Origin of the sequence: Segatella copri (assembly GCF_026015625.1) — a bacterium.
In the GTDB taxonomy this organism is placed as follows: Bacteria; Bacteroidota; Bacteroidia; order Bacteroidales; family Bacteroidaceae; genus Prevotella; species Prevotella copri_H.
Genome location: NZ_JAPDVG010000002.1, coordinates 64,009 through 81,905 on the forward strand (window position 1 = coordinate 64,009; position 17,897 = coordinate 81,905).

Genomic DNA, 17,897 nt, shown 5'->3' on the forward strand with positions numbered 1-17,897 from the left:
AATAATATATTGTATATTTTTATTGATTACTGATAATTTTTATGCTGTGCGGATTCTACACCTTTGTCGAATCCTACAAATACGTCATTAAAACCAGATTCCTCTATGCTGAAAACTGGTATGTTTTCTATCTGTGTTTTTTCCGATAATGCGCCAGCTACATAATTTGTATAATGTTGTAAATCAGATAAAGCACAGACATCCAATCCGTAGTACTCACAATCTTCATGAATGCTTGTTAAGAAAATCATCACGTGCTGGTGAAAATCATTTTCATTATAATTCCTAACGATTACATTTACAAAGAGTATCAGTAGCTCCTTGTAAACAGCAGGGTCTGCCAATCTGAAATTATCAAAAATATAACTGAGTATTTCACTGACATCACCACCATTGTCTTTCAATACAAAGAAAGCATTGATGCCCTCCACCTGAACTTCTTGTTTTTTGCTGAACAAAGAGTTTTTAATGGCACCAATGATGGCACCTCCGATGTTTTGTTGTTGATGCATAAGTGCTTTTACTTTCATCGGTAGGCATCTGTATCCTTTTGACCGAAGCCAATCTATCTGATTTTCTATTTTCTCCGCCTCATTGCCATTCCAAGCGTCAAATGCAGTATTAAGAAACAAACTTTGGTATGTCTTGACTATTTGTTGAGTGAAACGTCTCATTCCACCCAAAAAATCCTGTCTGTCATCTTTTTCAAAGCTTGATTTATTCTGTTCTATCAGGTCACAACAATGAAGCAGAACGAACCTCTTTTGTTCATCAGACAAATACTTTCTTAGAACATTGATTTTTTCAATAACACTATGCCATTGGCTGAAAGTTTCTGAAGTATTGGTGAATAGATAGTTCGTTTCACAAAAAGTCTGAACCTCGTCATCCAATCTGTTTTGGAAAGTATCATGCTCTTCATCGCTCACATCCACATACGAATATGTATAAATTGCTTCCGAGATGGTATTCTGTCCATTTCTCATTTCCCTCACTGCTTTGGAAATCTTGCACTTGTCCCCATCAGTCAGATCTGCCCGATTCCATAGAACTTCCAATGAAATCATTGACTGGAGAACATCCTCTTTCTTGTTGCTCCTCAATCCGTCAACAATCCTCTTTTTCATGTCATTGGTAATAGTGAAGTTCAGCATGTATCGGTCAGGGAAAGTATATCCATTTCTACAGTAGTGTGTCGCTGCCATTTTCTCTGTCAATAACAACACCCAAATGACTTTCAAATTATCATTATTCAAACAGTCATAAGCGCATTTCAGTATTTTGTTCACAAATATTGGTTGCCATTTTAATGCAGCCTCAACAAAGTTCAAAACCCTGTCTTGACTAACTTTTGTGCAAAGCCTACCCAATACTGTTGGTAAAATATTCAACACTTTGTTATTTATCCAACTCCTTCCTTGAATGTCAGCTTTTTCAAACAGGGCGATGTATGTGTCAAATAACTCATTTGCTTTCTCCTCAGTAATCTGTGAGAGTTGTTCTCTGCCGAAAACAGATTCCACAATCTTGCTGTTTGCAGAAACCATCATCATGTTCCAGGCCATGTCCCATGAGTAATCAAACATTTTCAGAATGCAGTACTTGGTGAAATTTTGGTTCATCAAGAACATTGACATGCCTAACCTTTCTTTTAGCATCCACCATTTGCAAGGATATAGATAATCCGCTACAAAACCAGATGAACCCAAATTCCAGCTATTATTATAATCGCCGATTTCAAATAGATGTTCTCTAATAAATCCATGTACAGGTTTCTCTTCGTATGCCTTTACGCTAAGCTTTTCCGTCAATTCCTCCAAAGTCTCGCCTATGGCAAATTTCTCTATGTTATCGGAATTCGTATCCATGTCAGCATTGGTATATTCTACTTTTCTGTCACACCATTTCATGGTCTTCAATATATAGGTCAAGCAAGATTTAGCATATATATCCTCGCGGTTCTGCAACAAGGATTTGCAAATAACATTTTTGCATTTCGCCAACAATTGATAAGCTTCAAGTTCTTCACCAATGTAATAGAGCAAGTTTGCTTTCTGAATACAGTTTTGATAATCACCTATATCTACTGTCCATTTCGTCAAGACATCTTTCAACCCCAGATTATCATATCTGCTTAAATAATACAATGACTGCTGATAGAAAATGTATCTTGTAGGGATTATATTCTTGCTCGCCAACAATTCATCACATAGATTGAAAAATTTTTCATTCTTTCCATTATTGCGATAATTCTCCAATAAAGACAAACGCAACTCCAACAATAGTTTTTTATCCTCTGCAGAAAAAGTCGCAAGATGCTCTGCTAAATCTTCAATGCCATCAACAATCCAATCTAAGTTCTTTGGAGTTGCCGAGATAGTAAGTCTCCAATTTAACTCATATAGAAAATGAAGTTTCGTTGTGTCATCGGTAATGCATTTGTAGTAGTATTCCAAAAACACAGCATCTTTGCTAACCGTGTCCATATCTGCCTCATGGGCTTTAGGCAGTAGTAGCCAACCTGGATACGTTTCTCTCACCACCTGCATTTCTTTGATTTTCTCTTCTATATATTCCTTGAATTTCTCGTCAGGCAAGTCTTTGTCTCTCAAATGATCAAAGCTCACTTTACCTTTCCATTCCGATGGCTTTTCTTTAAGATAATTCAAGAAAAAATCGTATGCCGAATAATAACCATCCACACCTCCAACCTCAGCTAAGTTGATGATGTCTATCCCTAACTTTGACAGCAAGGCTTTCTCTGCATCATGGAATCCCTTTCTGTAAGTGATGAGATAGGTAGGGCATATCCGTTGTTGCCCGATAACATCTTTCAGCCATCCTATCCAAGCTCTGAAATTTGGATCTTCTCCAGAGAAGCCTATCAAACAAACCAGACTTTCCAGGAAACACTGCTTTGCTGTATTTACCATTTCAGGGCGTTCAGTCGGATAACGCCTGTAGTCTTCCTGCGTCATGATATACGGACGGATATTTGGAAAACTACCATGCAGTTTGATGATGCGAGGCGATGGCTGATAGAGCAGCGTTTCCTTGTTCGTCACCAGTTTGAACCCATTGATGACTTGCCCGGCTGCACGTTCTACCAAGGTGTCATAGTTGGTGGTCAAGATGTCCTTCCAAGGCAACTGCACCAACAAACGATGCAATCTGCCCGGTTGGATAAGTTGGTCTGGTAAGGCTTCTTCCAAAATGTTGTCTAATTCGTTATGTCCAAACTGCGCATCTATCAATGAAGACAACCTCACCACGTCATTGGCATCATTCTTTTTGTCTTCCTCGTTGTTGGGATATAACTTGTCTAAGAACACCTCCCGAAGCTGATTCCATGTTTTCATGCTCACATTGTTGGGGATTTCTGCATTCATGCTGAATCCAGCACCAACAAAGGCTGTCACACTATGCGTACCCATATAGAGCTTGATCTGCTCCAACTTGGATGCGACAGATGATGGTATCTGATATTGCTTATTCATAACCTTGATTTTTAACGGTTCAATTATGAATTGTGATTATTACTTGTAGATGTTGATGAGCTTGTCGTAATAAGTTTCAGCATCATAGCGATGTTGTGCATCCGAAGCTATTTGTTGATAATCAAACTCCGAGTTCCACATCTTCTCAATCTTCGTCTTTAGATCGGCGATATTACCACTGCTAAAGGTATAATCTGTAAGTTCAGGTATTCCCCCGATATTGGCTCCCAATACGGGCGTTCCCAAGCATTGGGCCTCGATAACTGATAAAGGATTGTTCTCATACCATTCCGAAGGAATCACCGAGAAGCGAGCCTTGCCCACAAGTTGCTTGATGTCATCCCACTGCTTGAAACCGACGAACTCGATATTGGTATGGGCAACTGATTTCAGTTCATCCATCAGAGGACCGCCACCGATAATTACCAATTTATAAGGTAATTGGTTGGCTGCCTCTATCAATGTCTTTGCACCTTTCTCATGGCTCAATCGCCCGATAAAGCAATAGTAATCCTCCTTTTTCGGAAGAAGCTCAACAGCATCTGTGTAATCTGTGCCATCTGTGGAAGAAAATTTGCATTTCTCCACATCAATAAAGTTGCAAAGTGTCTGCATCTTCGATTTCGAGAATCCCCCTTGCACCATCTTGTCAGCCATAAACTGGCTCGGGCAGATAAAAACATCCGTTGAAGCCTCCAAACGCTCACGGTTCCAAACGATAGCCTCTTTAAATCCGATGAACGAAGCCAACTTCGATCCTTTCATGCACTTGTTGTCCAAACAAGCCTTCTTGTCACCATTGAAACAAGTCTCACAGATGGTATTTCCATTCTTCAGACAGTCGTATCTAGGACAGAGCAACTTATAGTCGTGCAGTGTCCACACTACCTTGATGCCCCGCTGATGCGCCAACTCTGCCATCACCGGTGACAGCTGCGTATGCACATTGTTGAGATGCACCACGTCCGGCTTGAAGTCATCAAGCAGTTTTTTAAACGTGCTTTTTACCTCATGCGACCCAAACGGACGGGTAAAAGCCATCAATTTGCTCATATTCTTTGGAAAGTATTTCTTCCAAGGCGTATCCAGATTCTCCGGATAGTCCATGGCAAATACCGCCACCTCATGCCCATGGGCCTTCAGCAGCTTTTCCAGATTGAGCATATAAATACAATCACCGCCACGGCGGTAATAAAACTTGTTTGCTAATAGAATCTTCATTGTTATATTTCATTTAAGTAAACCACAGGAATATTTGGTTTTTCATCTATTCCCGTAATTTCAATTTCGGTATTTCTTTCGAAGTTTACCTGATTTTCAGGTATCGCTTCTTTAATATCTTCCCCATGATTCATTATTCGATAAATATCATGAGCTTTTGTTTTGCAGCCTAATTTTGGCCTTATTACTAACTTAACACTTCTAGAGTTGTCATAATCATCAGTAGAAGCAGTTAAAAAACTCGCACAAATATAATGTTTACGCTTATTCTTCAAGTCTTTATAATATTCTACAGAATTGAAATGATCTTGCCGATAAAGAACTACGGATGAAGTTTTTGGTGTTTTACTCAATAATGAATCAAAGTAGTATATACACCGTTTTATAAACGAATTTGGCTTTAAACCAAACACCAAAGGACGCTGTATGCATTCAGAAAAGAACCCTTCCATCATAATTAAAGCAAAAAGTTCACACTTGGTTACCCCATAATTATCAAGAATGTCTATTTTCTTCGGATAAACGTTATCAAGTACCACCGAATTAAAGTTTGTGATACCTTTATCATCCTGTTTTGGATAGCATTTTCTACCCAAAGCTATAAAATCATTGTATTCTTTTTCTTGTTCCATATTTAACACTTTATTCCTTAGAGTTATATTTTCGGACTTTATGGTATATTTGCTGTATAGGCATAGTCCAGTTTTTTATATCAATATCATATTTTTCAAACATAGTGAAGAAGAACAAACTACGTTGCCTATTTTCAAGCAGCATATAAAAATAAGCTGTGTAAATAACATAATATGCCAACGACTTATCATATTTCCTCAAATACAACATGTTTACAATTTCGCAAACTAAATTTTCAGCTTTATTTATATATGCCATTCTATGATTATCATAGTCTTTCTGCAGCATGGTATTGGCATAGCCTACATCATCCTTGCCGGACTCTCTTATTTGATTATCAATAGTCAGAATATCATCTGCATGCACAACTAAGAAATGTAACATTTCTCTTTTGTCACCATTATGCCTACACATTTCTATGATTCTATCAAATATCTCATCATTATTTTTCCTCATAAGAACAAAATCACCATCAGCTTTAAATTTGAGTAATTCCAGTTTAAGCATCAATAAGTTACGTTTTCTATACAAGAAACGATCATCAAGTTCTGCAATATCAGATTCTATCTCTGAGATATATCGTTCGATATACCTATCAAAATCTGCGAACATTTCATTCTGAAGTTGATTGTTTAACGACTGATTATTCAACAAACTCACATCCCTCAGCAATCGATATGTTTCTTGTATAAAGACCGCTCCAACACGATATCCTCTATTTAAAAAGTTGGTTCTATTCAAGAATACCCCAACAGAATATTCCTGCCACTTGTAACCATTATCAAACATGACATACATCAGTTTAATTTGGGTTATCATCTGCTCATCCCCTTGCTGTCTTTTCTTATTTTCAGCAATAATTCTTTCAATTAAACTATTAGTCTTCTGCTGGTTTCCATTTATTCGATAGTGCATGAAAGCGATGTCCTGGAGATTGAGATAATCACCATAATAGACAGAATCGATTTTCTCGATTTCCTCTGCAAGAGCATCAGCAGCCTCCTTGTCAACAATTATCTCATCATAATATCTCATCAGGTCACGATACAATTCTACATGTATAATCCCTTTACGTTTCAGTTCAAGAAGCTTAGAGATAACATTCTTCATCTTCTCCTTCTCGCCAGAGGCCTCATACGCACAATACTTATTAATAAGAGATACAAGCCTTGAGTCATCATCGGTATCCGGACATTTTGACTCCAACTCTTCCATTTTCTCATAGTCAAAGTTATTATGAGCCAGATATGTCTTAAAGCTCAACATATATCCTGTATTATCGAATCTGGACAATTTGGAACATTCATTTTCAAATGCTTTTATTGCTCCAATTCTGAACAAGACATCAAGATTAGGCAAGTAATACTTGATATACTCCCTATCAAATAAATCCCATTTCTTAGCTTCATCTATGAATGCAATCTGCATATCTTGCCTCTTTATCAATCCTCGGCTTTTTCTTATTTTTAGCTCATAAAAGCGCAATAAGGCCGTAGTTGTAACAAACCAACAACGATATCTTTCCTTTTCCAATGCTTCTTCATTAGTTTTGTAATAATGAAGAAGAAAAAGTTCATGAGGAAGTGGAAGAATTGTGCTGATGACAACTAAAAGGGAAAATATTCCTGCAGCAATGACATGCCAATTCAAAGATATTGCCACTATCAAGATTGCTAAACATACAGCCAGACGCTTCCATATTCTTTGATGCTGGAACCATTCCTTTATCCTATACTTTGTAGATATTACGCCAAGAATAAAAATAAAAGAACTCCATAACAGACTTAGAACTGTAACATTATTACTTTTCAAAATGTCCTGTATATGATTAATAATTTGTTGTTCCATTATCACTATAAATATATTTCCTTTTTAAAAATCCAAGATAACACACTCTCACCTACTCTTCCTTTTCGAAATCATACCCCTTAACGTCTTTTATTCTCAATACGCTTAAACACATAATATTTGATAACGTGCGAAAAGCAGATCGCACCAATCAATGTAGTGAGACAAGTTGCAACATAGAGCATATCATTATTGTGAATGAATCTTTCTAAATGAAGCATACTTGACACTCTATAAAACATCATGTGACAGAGATAAATCTCCATACTGATACCACTCAGATACTTAGCGACCCTGTTGTTCAATACAATATCTTTAGAACCTATGGCATACATCAGCCAAGCAGCAAAGGCCAATAAATCTGGCAAGATAAACAAGTCCTTGATATCAACAACAAATCTTAATACGGTAAGTACAAAGCATGATTCCAAAGTTATTATCCAATGTTTCTCCACCCAACTCTTGATACCCTGACGATAGAGATAAATCATACCACCAGAGATAAAGAAAGGAGCACTATTAATAATATTACTACGACAGAATCCATTACCATTATTAAAAGTATCTATTGCTATATAACAGAATAGCAGTGATGACACTAGTACCATCCATCCTCGCTTCTTATTATCAAGCAAGAAGGTAAAGAAAGGAAAAAGCATATAGAACGTAAATACCGTACCTAGGAACCATCCCACACCTATCACTTCAATATGTGGATTAGGCAAGAGATTAAAGCACATTGTCAAATCTGCAAAGCTTTGACAGAACGAACTCCAGGATGGTTCCATCACAAAGCTAATCATCACCATCATGGCGAAGAATGGCCAGGTATGATGATAGCGCTTAGCATAGAACTTTGCAGGAGTTATTGCACCTGACTTTATACGTTCATAATATCCACAGCACATACTGAATGCGCTAATAATCATGAACAGCAATGTGAAATTTGTGAACCACGGAATCACATTGCCAGTCAAGATGTTATCACTTGGCTTAATCATAAGATTAGCCCGAACGTGCATCAGCACAATACCTACAGCAGCGTAAGCACGCAACCCATCCAGCGAAGAGTAATTTTCTCTTACTTTTGCTGATGTGGGGGGGTAAGTTGAGTCTTATTCATTTTTGTTTTATTTCAATCCGAACAATACTTTAGTAAAGTGAGTTTTGTTTAATACATATCGATGCAAGATTATTGGGCAAACAACACCACAACCAACAACTACAGAAGCATTGATGATAAACAGTACATCATTTCCATCAGTAAGGAATGGAATTCTATGTACTACAGCCTTGGCAAAACCTTCAAAAGTTGTATGGAAAAGGTAGATGATATAGCTCGAAGAGGATACACCCATCAACCATTCGTTACTTTTATGATTCAATTTTTCTATGAGAGAAGAAAAAGCCATTACCGCTGCGATACCAAGGTAAGGCAGAAGCATTGATATTTGCCCCCCCCATATCCATCAAATTTATACCCTCTGCAACAGCGAAAAATCCAAAAACACACCACGCAGGAACCTTGCTGATAAAGGAAATTTGTTGCTTCCAATCACAGCAGACAACACCAAGCATAAAATACACCGCCATACCTTGAAACTGTCTAAGACAGAATACGTCAGGTAAGAAATTTGGTATATAATGCAATACTATAGCAAAGATAAACAACCCCAATCTCATTTGTTTAGTCTTAAACAAAGGTGAAAAAACAAACATCCACCACAATGCCCAAATGAACCAAAGGAAATATCCCGCTTCTGGTAGATATAACATTTTCACATAAGACATCCACGTCACTGGATTCTCCACATAGGCATGTCCTTCAGTAAGCAGTTTTATAGTAATGACAATAGCCGATACCGACAAATACGGCACCATCAGCCTTTTTACTTTTTTCAAAAGGAAATCCTTATACGGAATATCCTTTTTCGTTGCCATATAAATAAAGCCACTAGCAAACATAAACAAAGGCATGTGAAAAGTATATATAACATCATGTACCCCAACATACCACTGTGGTGAGTAGACTGGCACATAATGCCCTACCACGACCAATATAATACATATAGCCTTCGCTACATCAAATGAAATTAATCTTTGCATAATCTATTGTTTATAATATTTTGGCTCAAGTTCTCTTAAAGGACTTATGACTCTCCACAGCATAACACTTATTCGACCTTATAGTCATACAACCTAAAGGAGCTTTTAAGCTGCACCAACAATTGCTTAGTAGTTTCTTCCAAACTGGAATAATAAATACATGGATACATAGACCCACCTTCACAAGTCTTAGCATCTGACTCGGCTTTGCATTTTCGAAACTCTTTCCAAGATTCTAAATACGAAAAATCAGGTTCCAAGTCTTTTTTGTTATCTTTAATGTATTCTATAAGTTGATTCAAATTATTATCTGCTTTTTCAAACTTCACATAAGCATCATTATTCATAGAAGCCTGAGTATAGTCAAAACCAGGATATAAAATATCGCTAACTATATTATCTATAAATTGAGCAAACAATATTGCATCATCTATCATTTGCATGACCATAGGATTCTCCAGCTTATTCATAAAAGCACCTTCATGGCACATAATATGCCTAGCCTTGAATATCAAATCAACAGATTCAATATAAAGAGAAGCAGCCTTTCTTGCATCATTTTCAGACACGGAAGATTTTAATTCAATATCAACTATTTTTTCCATCAATTTGCTCTTTACATCCATGTTCAAAAGTTGGCCAAATTGATCCATTACCTGATAAACGGAATTGCATGAGAAATAGTAAGAAAGATAATCACCCAAAGTAACCTCATTATTTTGAAAAGCATCAATGACATCAAAATCCATACGTAAATCTTTCAGGAACTTGACTTTCTTGAGATTACAACGATACTTCGGCATATCTATGATTTCTGCATACAATTGACGGAAATGCTCTTCAAACAAAGATACTATCTTTACTGGCACATATTCCAACAACTCACTGTCCTGAACATCTTTGTATTTATTTGCCAAATTAGTCAAAGAAAACAGTTCATAAGTTGTACCTCTTGACCGTTTAAGAGATCCTTTAATATCTTCAAACTTTTTTATCATACTATATTATTTCCTTTTTTACTTATATAAATCCAAGATTGGGGCGTAAACTCGCCCCCTATTTAAATCTATAGGACTGTCATATGAAACAGGTATCTCAATTTCAATTGCCATTTTTCCTTGCTTACAAAAGAACAAACGGACTGGCACACCATCCAACTTAGCGTCCATGAACTATAAATTCAGCGAAGCATTTTGCTGTGTTTAAATACCTTCTCACTTTTCAGGTGCTTGATGATTTGCCTGGCATTCATATAAGCTTGTAAACCTTCATTTACCTTAACAAGATGCTATCCCAATGCCTGTCTCAAATACTCCCACATCCTATCTCTATATATCAAAGTTTTCTCCTCAACAATCTTCCAATCAATTTCTTTATCCATTACAGCTACCAAATCAGAATTGGCATTTACTCTTCTGCCATTCAAACCAAGGTTTCCACAAACGGTGTCGATGCGAGAATTCTTGGAAGCCCCCGAAGTCGCAGCATATCTGTTGAATATCACGAATTGTTTTTTCATAAGAATGCTAAAGGCACAACCATGGAAAGAATCTGTAAAAACATACTCCGCGCCACGAAGAATATTCAAGAACTTATTCGGATCTACGTCAAATGGAGTGATGTCACCAAAGTTTTCATCATATTCCACATACTGATCCAAGAACTTCAAGAAGACTATCTTCATTTCTTTTTCTTTGGCGAACTTTTTTACCGCCTCACGATAAGCAATGTTCGAACCTAAGAAATAGCAGAAGATATATGGCTCATTATAAACTTTTTCTTCAGGCACAAGCTTATTCCATTGTTCCTTGTCAAAAGCAAATACAGGATCCATCAATACAGGCACATCCCTTCCTGTCAGTTCCTTGACAATCTCAGCACCTCTATTCTCACGACAACTCACATAATTAATTCTTTGTAAGTATTCTGCTGTAGCACGTCTCTGGTACCATGGAATCTGACTGACTCCAAAACTAGATGCAAAAGAAATCTTCTTGACTCCATCAGGCACAAACTTCAAATTATAGAAATTTGTACCAAGACCTGCTGGAGACCACAATTGGTCACTACAAGTTACTACAGCATCAAACCTTGATGCAATTTTCTGAATGTCAGAATAATATGCGCCAAAGATTTCATACTTATCAAAATACTTGGCGTCATACTCTTTGAAGAGTTTCCTTCTCTGAGCCAATAGAGGAGCTACCTCAGGATGCTTCTTATAAGCATGACTGCGACTCAAGTCCTCCAACTTGTCTTGGCGGAAAGTAGCATCAAATATGCGAGGTAAAGATTTAATCTTAAACCACAATCCTGCTTTCCCATAATGGATAACTTTACATTCTTGCCCCAATTCTTCCATCACTCTTAGTGTGGCAAGAGCTTGAAGTTTGCTTCCATAATTTATCTGTTCATATTTCAAACAAAGTCCTATCATACTTATTTCCCTTTATTTATAAAATCTATCAAAAACCACAAATACTTTCTACGTCCAACGAATTGCTGCGCCAAGCAAACTATTTCAGAGATATAGTCTTTTATTCTTGGCTTTTCAAACGACTTGTCATAAACTGGTGTCTTACGTCCCATTAATTTATCCATATTGACGACCGCTTTGGCACGTCGCTTCTTTGGATAAAGCATAGCTGCTTGACTATCATTTAACACTTGTGCAGACACGTCATCCATTTTGATGTATCCTTCCTTTGCAGCATTCTCAAATTGTGTTTCCCAATACTCGCTTCGAGTAATCCAAGAACTGATGCCAACTTCATCCTTATCGTAGGGAGCAATGTGAATGTCGCCAAAGCAAACATCAGCCAATTCTCCATAGTGGTCGATACAAGTTAAACAGCGATGTGGCTTAAAAAAACTTCTTAGCATCGGACCATAGTACGAGGTGTAGGGAATTGAAATCTTTTGCAAAGATTCCGATTCCCTACACCTCGTACACAAGCTATTAGTACGAGGTGAAGGGAATTCCTCACCACCGCCACCATGCAGGATGGTCAGCTTTCCCAAACATCCCTCATCACGATAAGCAAAATACTTGATATTTGATTTTTTCACACCATAATGTCTGAAAATATAATCCTGCCCATTAAAGGTTCTACCAGAGGAGCAATAGATAGAGAAATAGCCAACCACATGTTCCCTAAAGCGCCTGTCAATGGCTGCACGTTTACGAAAGCCTTGTATATGACAAGGCGTACCCACCACTACAAACTTTCCTTCCGAACGAGCAATCTCATTGCCAACCTTATTTAATGCCACAGGACAATACTTGGAACTTTGAGCGTTGATTACCTCATCAGCAGTTCTTGCGATAAAAGAAATCGGGGTGATGTGGTCATCCCCATAACCTGTTACTAATGCACCATCTATGATGTTCTTCTCCAACAGGTAGATAAGAAATTGTGAAACCATACCACCACTGGCAGAATGGTAGCGAATAGCATCATCAAGACTATAACCTGTATGCAGTCCGATATATCTACCAATATACTTATCTTCCTTGGTGCAGGTATCCACAAAATGCTCTTTAGCAATGCTTACAAGATTAACACCAACTCCAGGACACACTTTCAGACAACGCCCACATTTATTTCCCAAGCATAAAGACTTGTCGAGTCTTGGACGATGCTCACCATGAATTCGAACGATAGATATTGCTTGTTTCGGACATACGTCCTCGCAGATACCACAACCTGTGCAAAGATTATTTTTTACTGTATATGTTATGTTATTTAGCATGGTTAAATATATCTATTAACATTTGGACAGAGTTTTCTGTTGTAAGATTTCTCCGATAACTTATGCAGTTATTAACAAACATTGCATTATTGTCAATGATTTCCTTCAACTCTTCTACACTCCAATTATCTTTAGCTATTCCTAAACGTTCTTTATCAATATATTCAGCTGAAGCAGGTTGCCAGTTTGTTAGAATAGGAGTACCAGAAACAATGGACTCGGGAATTGATACCATATTCAAATCCTTACGTGTATTTACAAGAAAAGCCATAGAAGAACGAATATACTCATTCAATTTTGCTTGGGAAAGAAATCCTACGAATTTTACCGATTCTTCCAATTGTAGTTTCTTCACCAATAACTTAAGGTTATTTTCTTCCTCTCCACGACCTGCAATAACCAATCGTATATCTTCATATCCAGGAATATTATGTAAATGATAAAACTTTTCGATAATACCATCTACATTTTTGCGATAAACCAACTGAGAAGAGCTTATAATCTGCCTTTTCTTTTTGTCAGATTGGATAAATTTATCAACATTGATGCCATGATCTACTATTATAGATGATGTTTGCTTCAAGTATTGTTTGGTAAATCTATAAGCTGCAAAAGAACGAGGAACAACAACTTTGATATTACTCATACAAACAGGAACAACAACATTAAACCATACTTTAGATGGTATCTTGAATAATTTTTGTTGATGTTCCGTCTGCTCTTGCCACAAAACAGTTTTTAATGGGCAGATTTGAGCAGCCATCAAAGACTGAAAAGTGAAAACACCTCCTGAGATAACAAGATCATACTTCATATGATTCCGTTTAAGGAAATGTTTCAGTTCTAAAGAAAACGGCAATGAAGAAGGCTTAAATATTTTCCTAAAATTACTTTTAAAGAACAACACTTCAACATCATACTCTTCCGTCTCTATTGGCTTATAATCTGCTGAAGCTACTAAAGTTACATGATGCCCTAACTTCTTTGCCCCAAGACACATATTATATATCATTGTGTCTTTGATTGACTTCATCTTTGGAATTACCCCTTTTTCTGGAGTAAACAAAATAGCATTTAGAAAAAGTATATTCATTTAAAAAATATTTTTGAATAATTTCATATATTCTTTTATGTTTGTCAATAAATGAATCTTCTTTTAGTGAATCACGAATCTTCTTGAACATCGCTCTACTCTCATATCCACAGTTCAAAGAATAACCTGCAAAAAATACACTAATTGTACAATGCAGATAATCAGGACGTTTTATTGACCATAAAGGCATCTTAATATAATTTTCAAGGCTTCTTCCTATACAGAAAAATGTTGAGCCAATACATATACCAACATACTTGGCAAGAACGCTCATCCCCAGCAGATCAGAATAATGATTTCTAGAACAGAAAACCTTCTTCCTTTTCTCCTCCTACCAATTCTGGGAACATATAGTCCATGCAGTTATCATCCGTAATGATAATTAACCCCTAAGAACACCCTAATACTTAATCGGATACCACATCTATAGTTTCATCTTCAATATTCTAAAATAGTGTTATTTACAAACATAAAAATCTATTCCAAATTTATTTTTAGCCCAAACAGAAATAGACTCTATTTGAGCATCATTACGATTCTCATTATCATTAACTTTACACAATGAAGCCTTCTGAGAAGCGAATATTGTAATCAACCCCGGACAATAGGTAGTTTTAACTATCTCTGTACCATTTAAGCGACACATAAAATTTAGCCACAAATCATCCCCATAAAGACATGTTTGCTTAATGGTATCCGTATCAAAAAGATAACTATAATTAAAGGTTTTAGGAGGATAAAGAACACCACCTACACCTATAGGCATTATCATTTTTAAGCGTCTATCAGGCGATATGCAACTATGCCAACAAAGATATTTCTCTTTACTAACAGTAACAGCTTTTGTACATATTACACAACCTTTATGCTGTAGAGATGTTAAAACTAGCTGAGATATAAGTTTTGGGGGATAGATGATATCATCATCTACTGTTACAATACTATTTTGTGGATACATTTGCATAGAATACAAATACTTTTTATGCGGCTTCATGTCATCTTCAACAAGATGTATAGTCAATCCTTTAGACTGAAGAGCCAAAAGTTTCTTTGGTAATATAGCCATAGTAGGAAACTGAACTCTGGATAGCCAAAGTACAACTTTCATATTTTGATAATCTTGATTTAATAAAGAAGCTATAGTTATCCATACATCATTGATACGTGCTGGAAAAGATGTGAGTGAAACTATGATTGTATTAGAATCAACATTTACATTTTTGCAACATACAGGAATGAAATAATTAGCATAAATATTTGTAAAAATGCGAACTCCATACCTAATACTACGCCAAAACAAACCTTGATTTGGTAGTTTACCATATAAAAAATCTAAAAAATTAAGCATAATTAAATATTTGCCAAAGTTTTCTCTAAAGGAGACTTTACCCATCCCATTTTTTTCATATTATAATTATGATAAAGGCTGAAAAATGGAATATATTTCTTTATAAACTTTCTTCTTCGACAGGTAATTAAATCTTCTTCTAATTGCTTTATCAAATTACTTGGAGCATTAAATGTTTTAAGTATATCAATGTTCTCTGAAATACTTTTATCGTAATTATCAGTTGAAGCACCACTATTGTTGTCAAACAACGCTACTATTACATCCTTATAGATATAAGTTGCCTCATGCAAAAATGCCTCTATGAAAAAACAATAATCTGCACTATTACGATATTTCAACCTAAATGGATATTTTAATTGAGTAGCTCTACGAATAAAAGTTGCCGGATGATTGACAGGCATGGTCTCAAAATACGATTTAGTTAAAATATTTGGTTTCATATCTTTGTATCCATAATCCTGAAAGTATCTAGAGTTACATAATATAAAGTCTTCTCCTTTATCTACATATCCATTAAATACTTTTTCTATGGCATCAGGAGAGAAGAAAAAGTCTCCACAATTGCGGAATAAAATCCATTCACCAGAAGCTAGTTGTGCCCCTTTTTGCATAGCATCATAAATGCCTTTATCTGGTTCACTCACGTATTTTAACTTACCATCATATTTCTTGATGACATCTAATGTTCCATCAGTACTAGCCCCATCAACTACTATATATTCCAAAAATGGATAGGTTTGCTTAAGCACATTAGATATTGTTTTCTCGATGTGAGAAACATCATTATAAACTACAGTAATAACTGAAACTAATTTTGTATTCATAAATTTAATTCTTTTCTGTTCTATATTTAGGATGCAGCATAACATTTCTGCATACTATATGAGCAGGAGTTCCTACTAACTAACAATAGGGTTCAGTTTTAACGTTTTTATTAATTATCGAACCCACTTTAATTTATTTTCTTGCCAAACTATTGCTCCAACTTTTCTATAATCAGGCAGAAAATTTACATCTAGATACGCATTTTGTTCATGAAAAAATCCAGTTAGGGAACTCTTGATTACCAAATTCAGAGACTATCATTTGCGATTTGAGCAAAATACCGATATTGGTTTTTCATCAACCAAATCTATTATCTTTTTGATTAGATCTTTCATAATTATCTCCTATCTTATTTTTTAATGAATCGTTTTTTCTATGTCCATGACGTCATAACAATATACCGTCATGGACTGGAATTTTGGGTTGTATCATAGGAATATTTATCCTATCACTTCTCGAAATCTATCTCCCAAGGCATCCCAATTCATTCTTTCCTTGTACATCTGGGCTGCCTTTTCTTGCATATACTGCAACTTGCCCTTGTCTGCAAGAACTTCAAGAATTTTATTGACAAAATCAATTGGATTGCTGCCCATTGGCAGGCGATAACCATTTTCACCATTTAACACATAATCACCAATGCCTCCTGTATCAAACGTAATGCTAGGAATGCCATAGGCTGAGGATTCACAGAATACGATACCAGCACACTCTGCTCTCGTAGGGAGAATGAAGATATCGGCCTGCTCACGAAGGCTTATCATTTTCTGGGCCTGCTCTGGAATGTTACGATTCAAGAAACCATAAAACTTGATGTTCTCGTCCTTTATCTCGTAAGGTGGCTGACAACCTACGAAATGAAGCACATATCTTCGTGAAGTATCTTTCTTATTGAGAAGCTTAGTACACTCCACTGCTATCTCGCCGCCCTTGCGTTCCCATTCTACACCTACAAACAATAGGTTTACAAGACTCTCGTCATGAGGTTGCTTCTTGAATTCCGTTGTATCTACACTTGCACCAAAGTAACCGAGATGACATGTTGACTCTGGAATATGGTAGAAATCCACCGCATCACGCATAGCCCAATTGCTAGCAAACACATTTACATTGCAATTCTGCATCGCTCTACGCTGAACCTCATTGCCATCTTTGATGTTCGCATCCGTAAGGTGGAAAAAGTAATAATCTACCATCTGATGGAAACATGCATCGCTGAAATATACTCTCTGAGGTATGTCGGTCTTGACATAAGCTGCAAGATTACTACCACGGAAAAATACTACATCATACTTTTTTCTTGCCAAAAGTTTGTTTACTCTTCGACCTTTCAACTTAGCATAAGTCGTGGTGAAACAAGGATCGTTGTGTTTGCCCAGCAAACGCCAAAAGACTTTATAGGTGAGACGAAAGATTCTTTCCATCTTCGTTTCCTGCAACCAGATGGTCTCTACATCGTAATTGCGCTTCAACTGTTGTACCAAGTTATATGGAATACCCGACCAAGAACGTTTGTCTTCAGGGTTAGCACCATCTATATAAATTAATGTTTTCTTATTGTTTGTCATCG

At 36.5% G+C, this 17,897-nt stretch carries 14 protein-coding genes; all 14 read right to left on the reverse strand.

Features of this window, described 5'->3' with window-relative positions; translation table 11 throughout:
• Nucleotides 1-26: 26 nt before the first annotated feature.
• The 14 genes from ONT19_RS15840 to ONT19_RS15900 all read right to left on the reverse strand — a co-directional run bounded on the left by ONT19_RS15840 (nucleotide 27) and on the right by ONT19_RS15900 (nucleotide 17,895).
• Nucleotides 27-3,497: an SIR2 family protein gene (locus ONT19_RS15840; protein WP_264953477.1), complete on the reverse strand. Its 3,471-nt coding sequence runs from the start codon at nucleotides 3,495-3,497 to the stop codon at nucleotides 27-29.
• Between the two features lie 39 nt (nucleotides 3,498-3,536).
• The gene (locus ONT19_RS15845; RefSeq protein WP_264953478.1) at nucleotides 3,537-4,718 is read right to left on the reverse strand and encodes a glycosyltransferase; all 1,182 of its coding nucleotides are present in this window, start codon (nucleotides 4,716-4,718) and stop codon (nucleotides 3,537-3,539) included.
• 2 nt (nucleotides 4,719-4,720) lie between these two features.
• Nucleotides 4,721-5,350, reverse strand: coding sequence for a hypothetical protein (locus tag ONT19_RS15850; protein WP_264953479.1), 630 nt, complete (start codon nucleotides 5,348-5,350; stop codon nucleotides 4,721-4,723).
• 10 nt (nucleotides 5,351-5,360) lie between these two features.
• On the reverse strand, nucleotides 5,361-7,199 hold the full coding sequence (locus tag ONT19_RS15855) for a hypothetical protein (RefSeq protein ID WP_264953480.1): 1,839 nt from the start codon (nucleotides 7,197-7,199) through the stop codon (nucleotides 5,361-5,363).
• A gap of 80 nt (nucleotides 7,200-7,279) precedes the next feature.
• Nucleotides 7,280-8,263, reverse strand: a complete 984-nt coding sequence (locus ONT19_RS15860; RefSeq protein WP_367400000.1) for an acyltransferase family protein — start codon at nucleotides 8,261-8,263, stop codon at nucleotides 7,280-7,282.
• Between the two features lie 310 nt (nucleotides 8,264-8,573).
• Nucleotides 8,574-9,305 carry an acyltransferase family protein gene (locus ONT19_RS15865; protein ID WP_264953482.1) on the reverse strand — a complete coding sequence of 244 codons (732 nt, stop codon included), beginning with the start codon at nucleotides 9,303-9,305 and terminating at the stop codon, nucleotides 8,574-8,576.
• Nucleotides 9,306-9,373: 68 nt separating this feature from the next.
• The gene (locus ONT19_RS15870; RefSeq protein WP_264953483.1) at nucleotides 9,374-10,303 is read right to left on the reverse strand and encodes a lysozyme inhibitor LprI family protein; all 930 of its coding nucleotides are present in this window, start codon (nucleotides 10,301-10,303) and stop codon (nucleotides 9,374-9,376) included.
• 290 nt (nucleotides 10,304-10,593) lie between these two features.
• Complete coding sequence (locus tag ONT19_RS15875) at nucleotides 10,594-11,742, reverse strand: polysaccharide pyruvyl transferase family protein (RefSeq protein ID WP_264953484.1); 1,149 nt, start codon at nucleotides 11,740-11,742, stop codon at nucleotides 10,594-10,596.
• Between the two features lie 2 nt (nucleotides 11,743-11,744).
• Entirely contained in the window at nucleotides 11,745-13,058 is a 1,314-nt protein-coding gene (locus ONT19_RS15880; RefSeq protein ID WP_264953485.1) for a Coenzyme F420 hydrogenase/dehydrogenase, beta subunit C-terminal domain, read from the reverse strand.
• A complete protein-coding gene (locus ONT19_RS15885; protein ID WP_264953486.1) occupies nucleotides 13,048-14,151 on the reverse strand; it encodes a glycosyltransferase in 1,104 nt (367 codons plus the stop codon). Before ONT19_RS15885 ends, ONT19_RS15880 begins: the two co-directional genes overlap by 11 nt.
• A complete protein-coding gene (locus tag ONT19_RS16375; RefSeq protein WP_367399999.1) occupies nucleotides 14,060-14,425 on the reverse strand; it encodes a hypothetical protein in 366 nt (121 codons plus the stop codon). Before ONT19_RS16375 ends, ONT19_RS15885 begins: the two co-directional genes overlap by 92 nt.
• A 183-nt stretch (nucleotides 14,426-14,608) precedes the next feature.
• Nucleotides 14,609-15,544 carry a hypothetical protein gene (locus tag ONT19_RS15890; protein WP_264953487.1) on the reverse strand — a complete coding sequence of 312 codons (936 nt, stop codon included), beginning with the start codon at nucleotides 15,542-15,544 and terminating at the stop codon, nucleotides 14,609-14,611.
• Nucleotides 15,502-16,326 carry a glycosyltransferase family 2 protein gene (locus ONT19_RS15895; protein ID WP_264953488.1) on the reverse strand — a complete coding sequence of 275 codons (825 nt, stop codon included), beginning with the start codon at nucleotides 16,324-16,326 and terminating at the stop codon, nucleotides 15,502-15,504. Before ONT19_RS15895 ends, ONT19_RS15890 begins: the two co-directional genes overlap by 43 nt.
• Nucleotides 16,327-16,767: 441 nt before the next feature.
• Entirely contained in the window at nucleotides 16,768-17,895 is a 1,128-nt protein-coding gene (locus ONT19_RS15900; RefSeq protein WP_264953489.1) for a glycosyltransferase family 4 protein, read from the reverse strand.
• Between the last annotated feature and the right edge of the window lie 2 nt (nucleotides 17,896-17,897).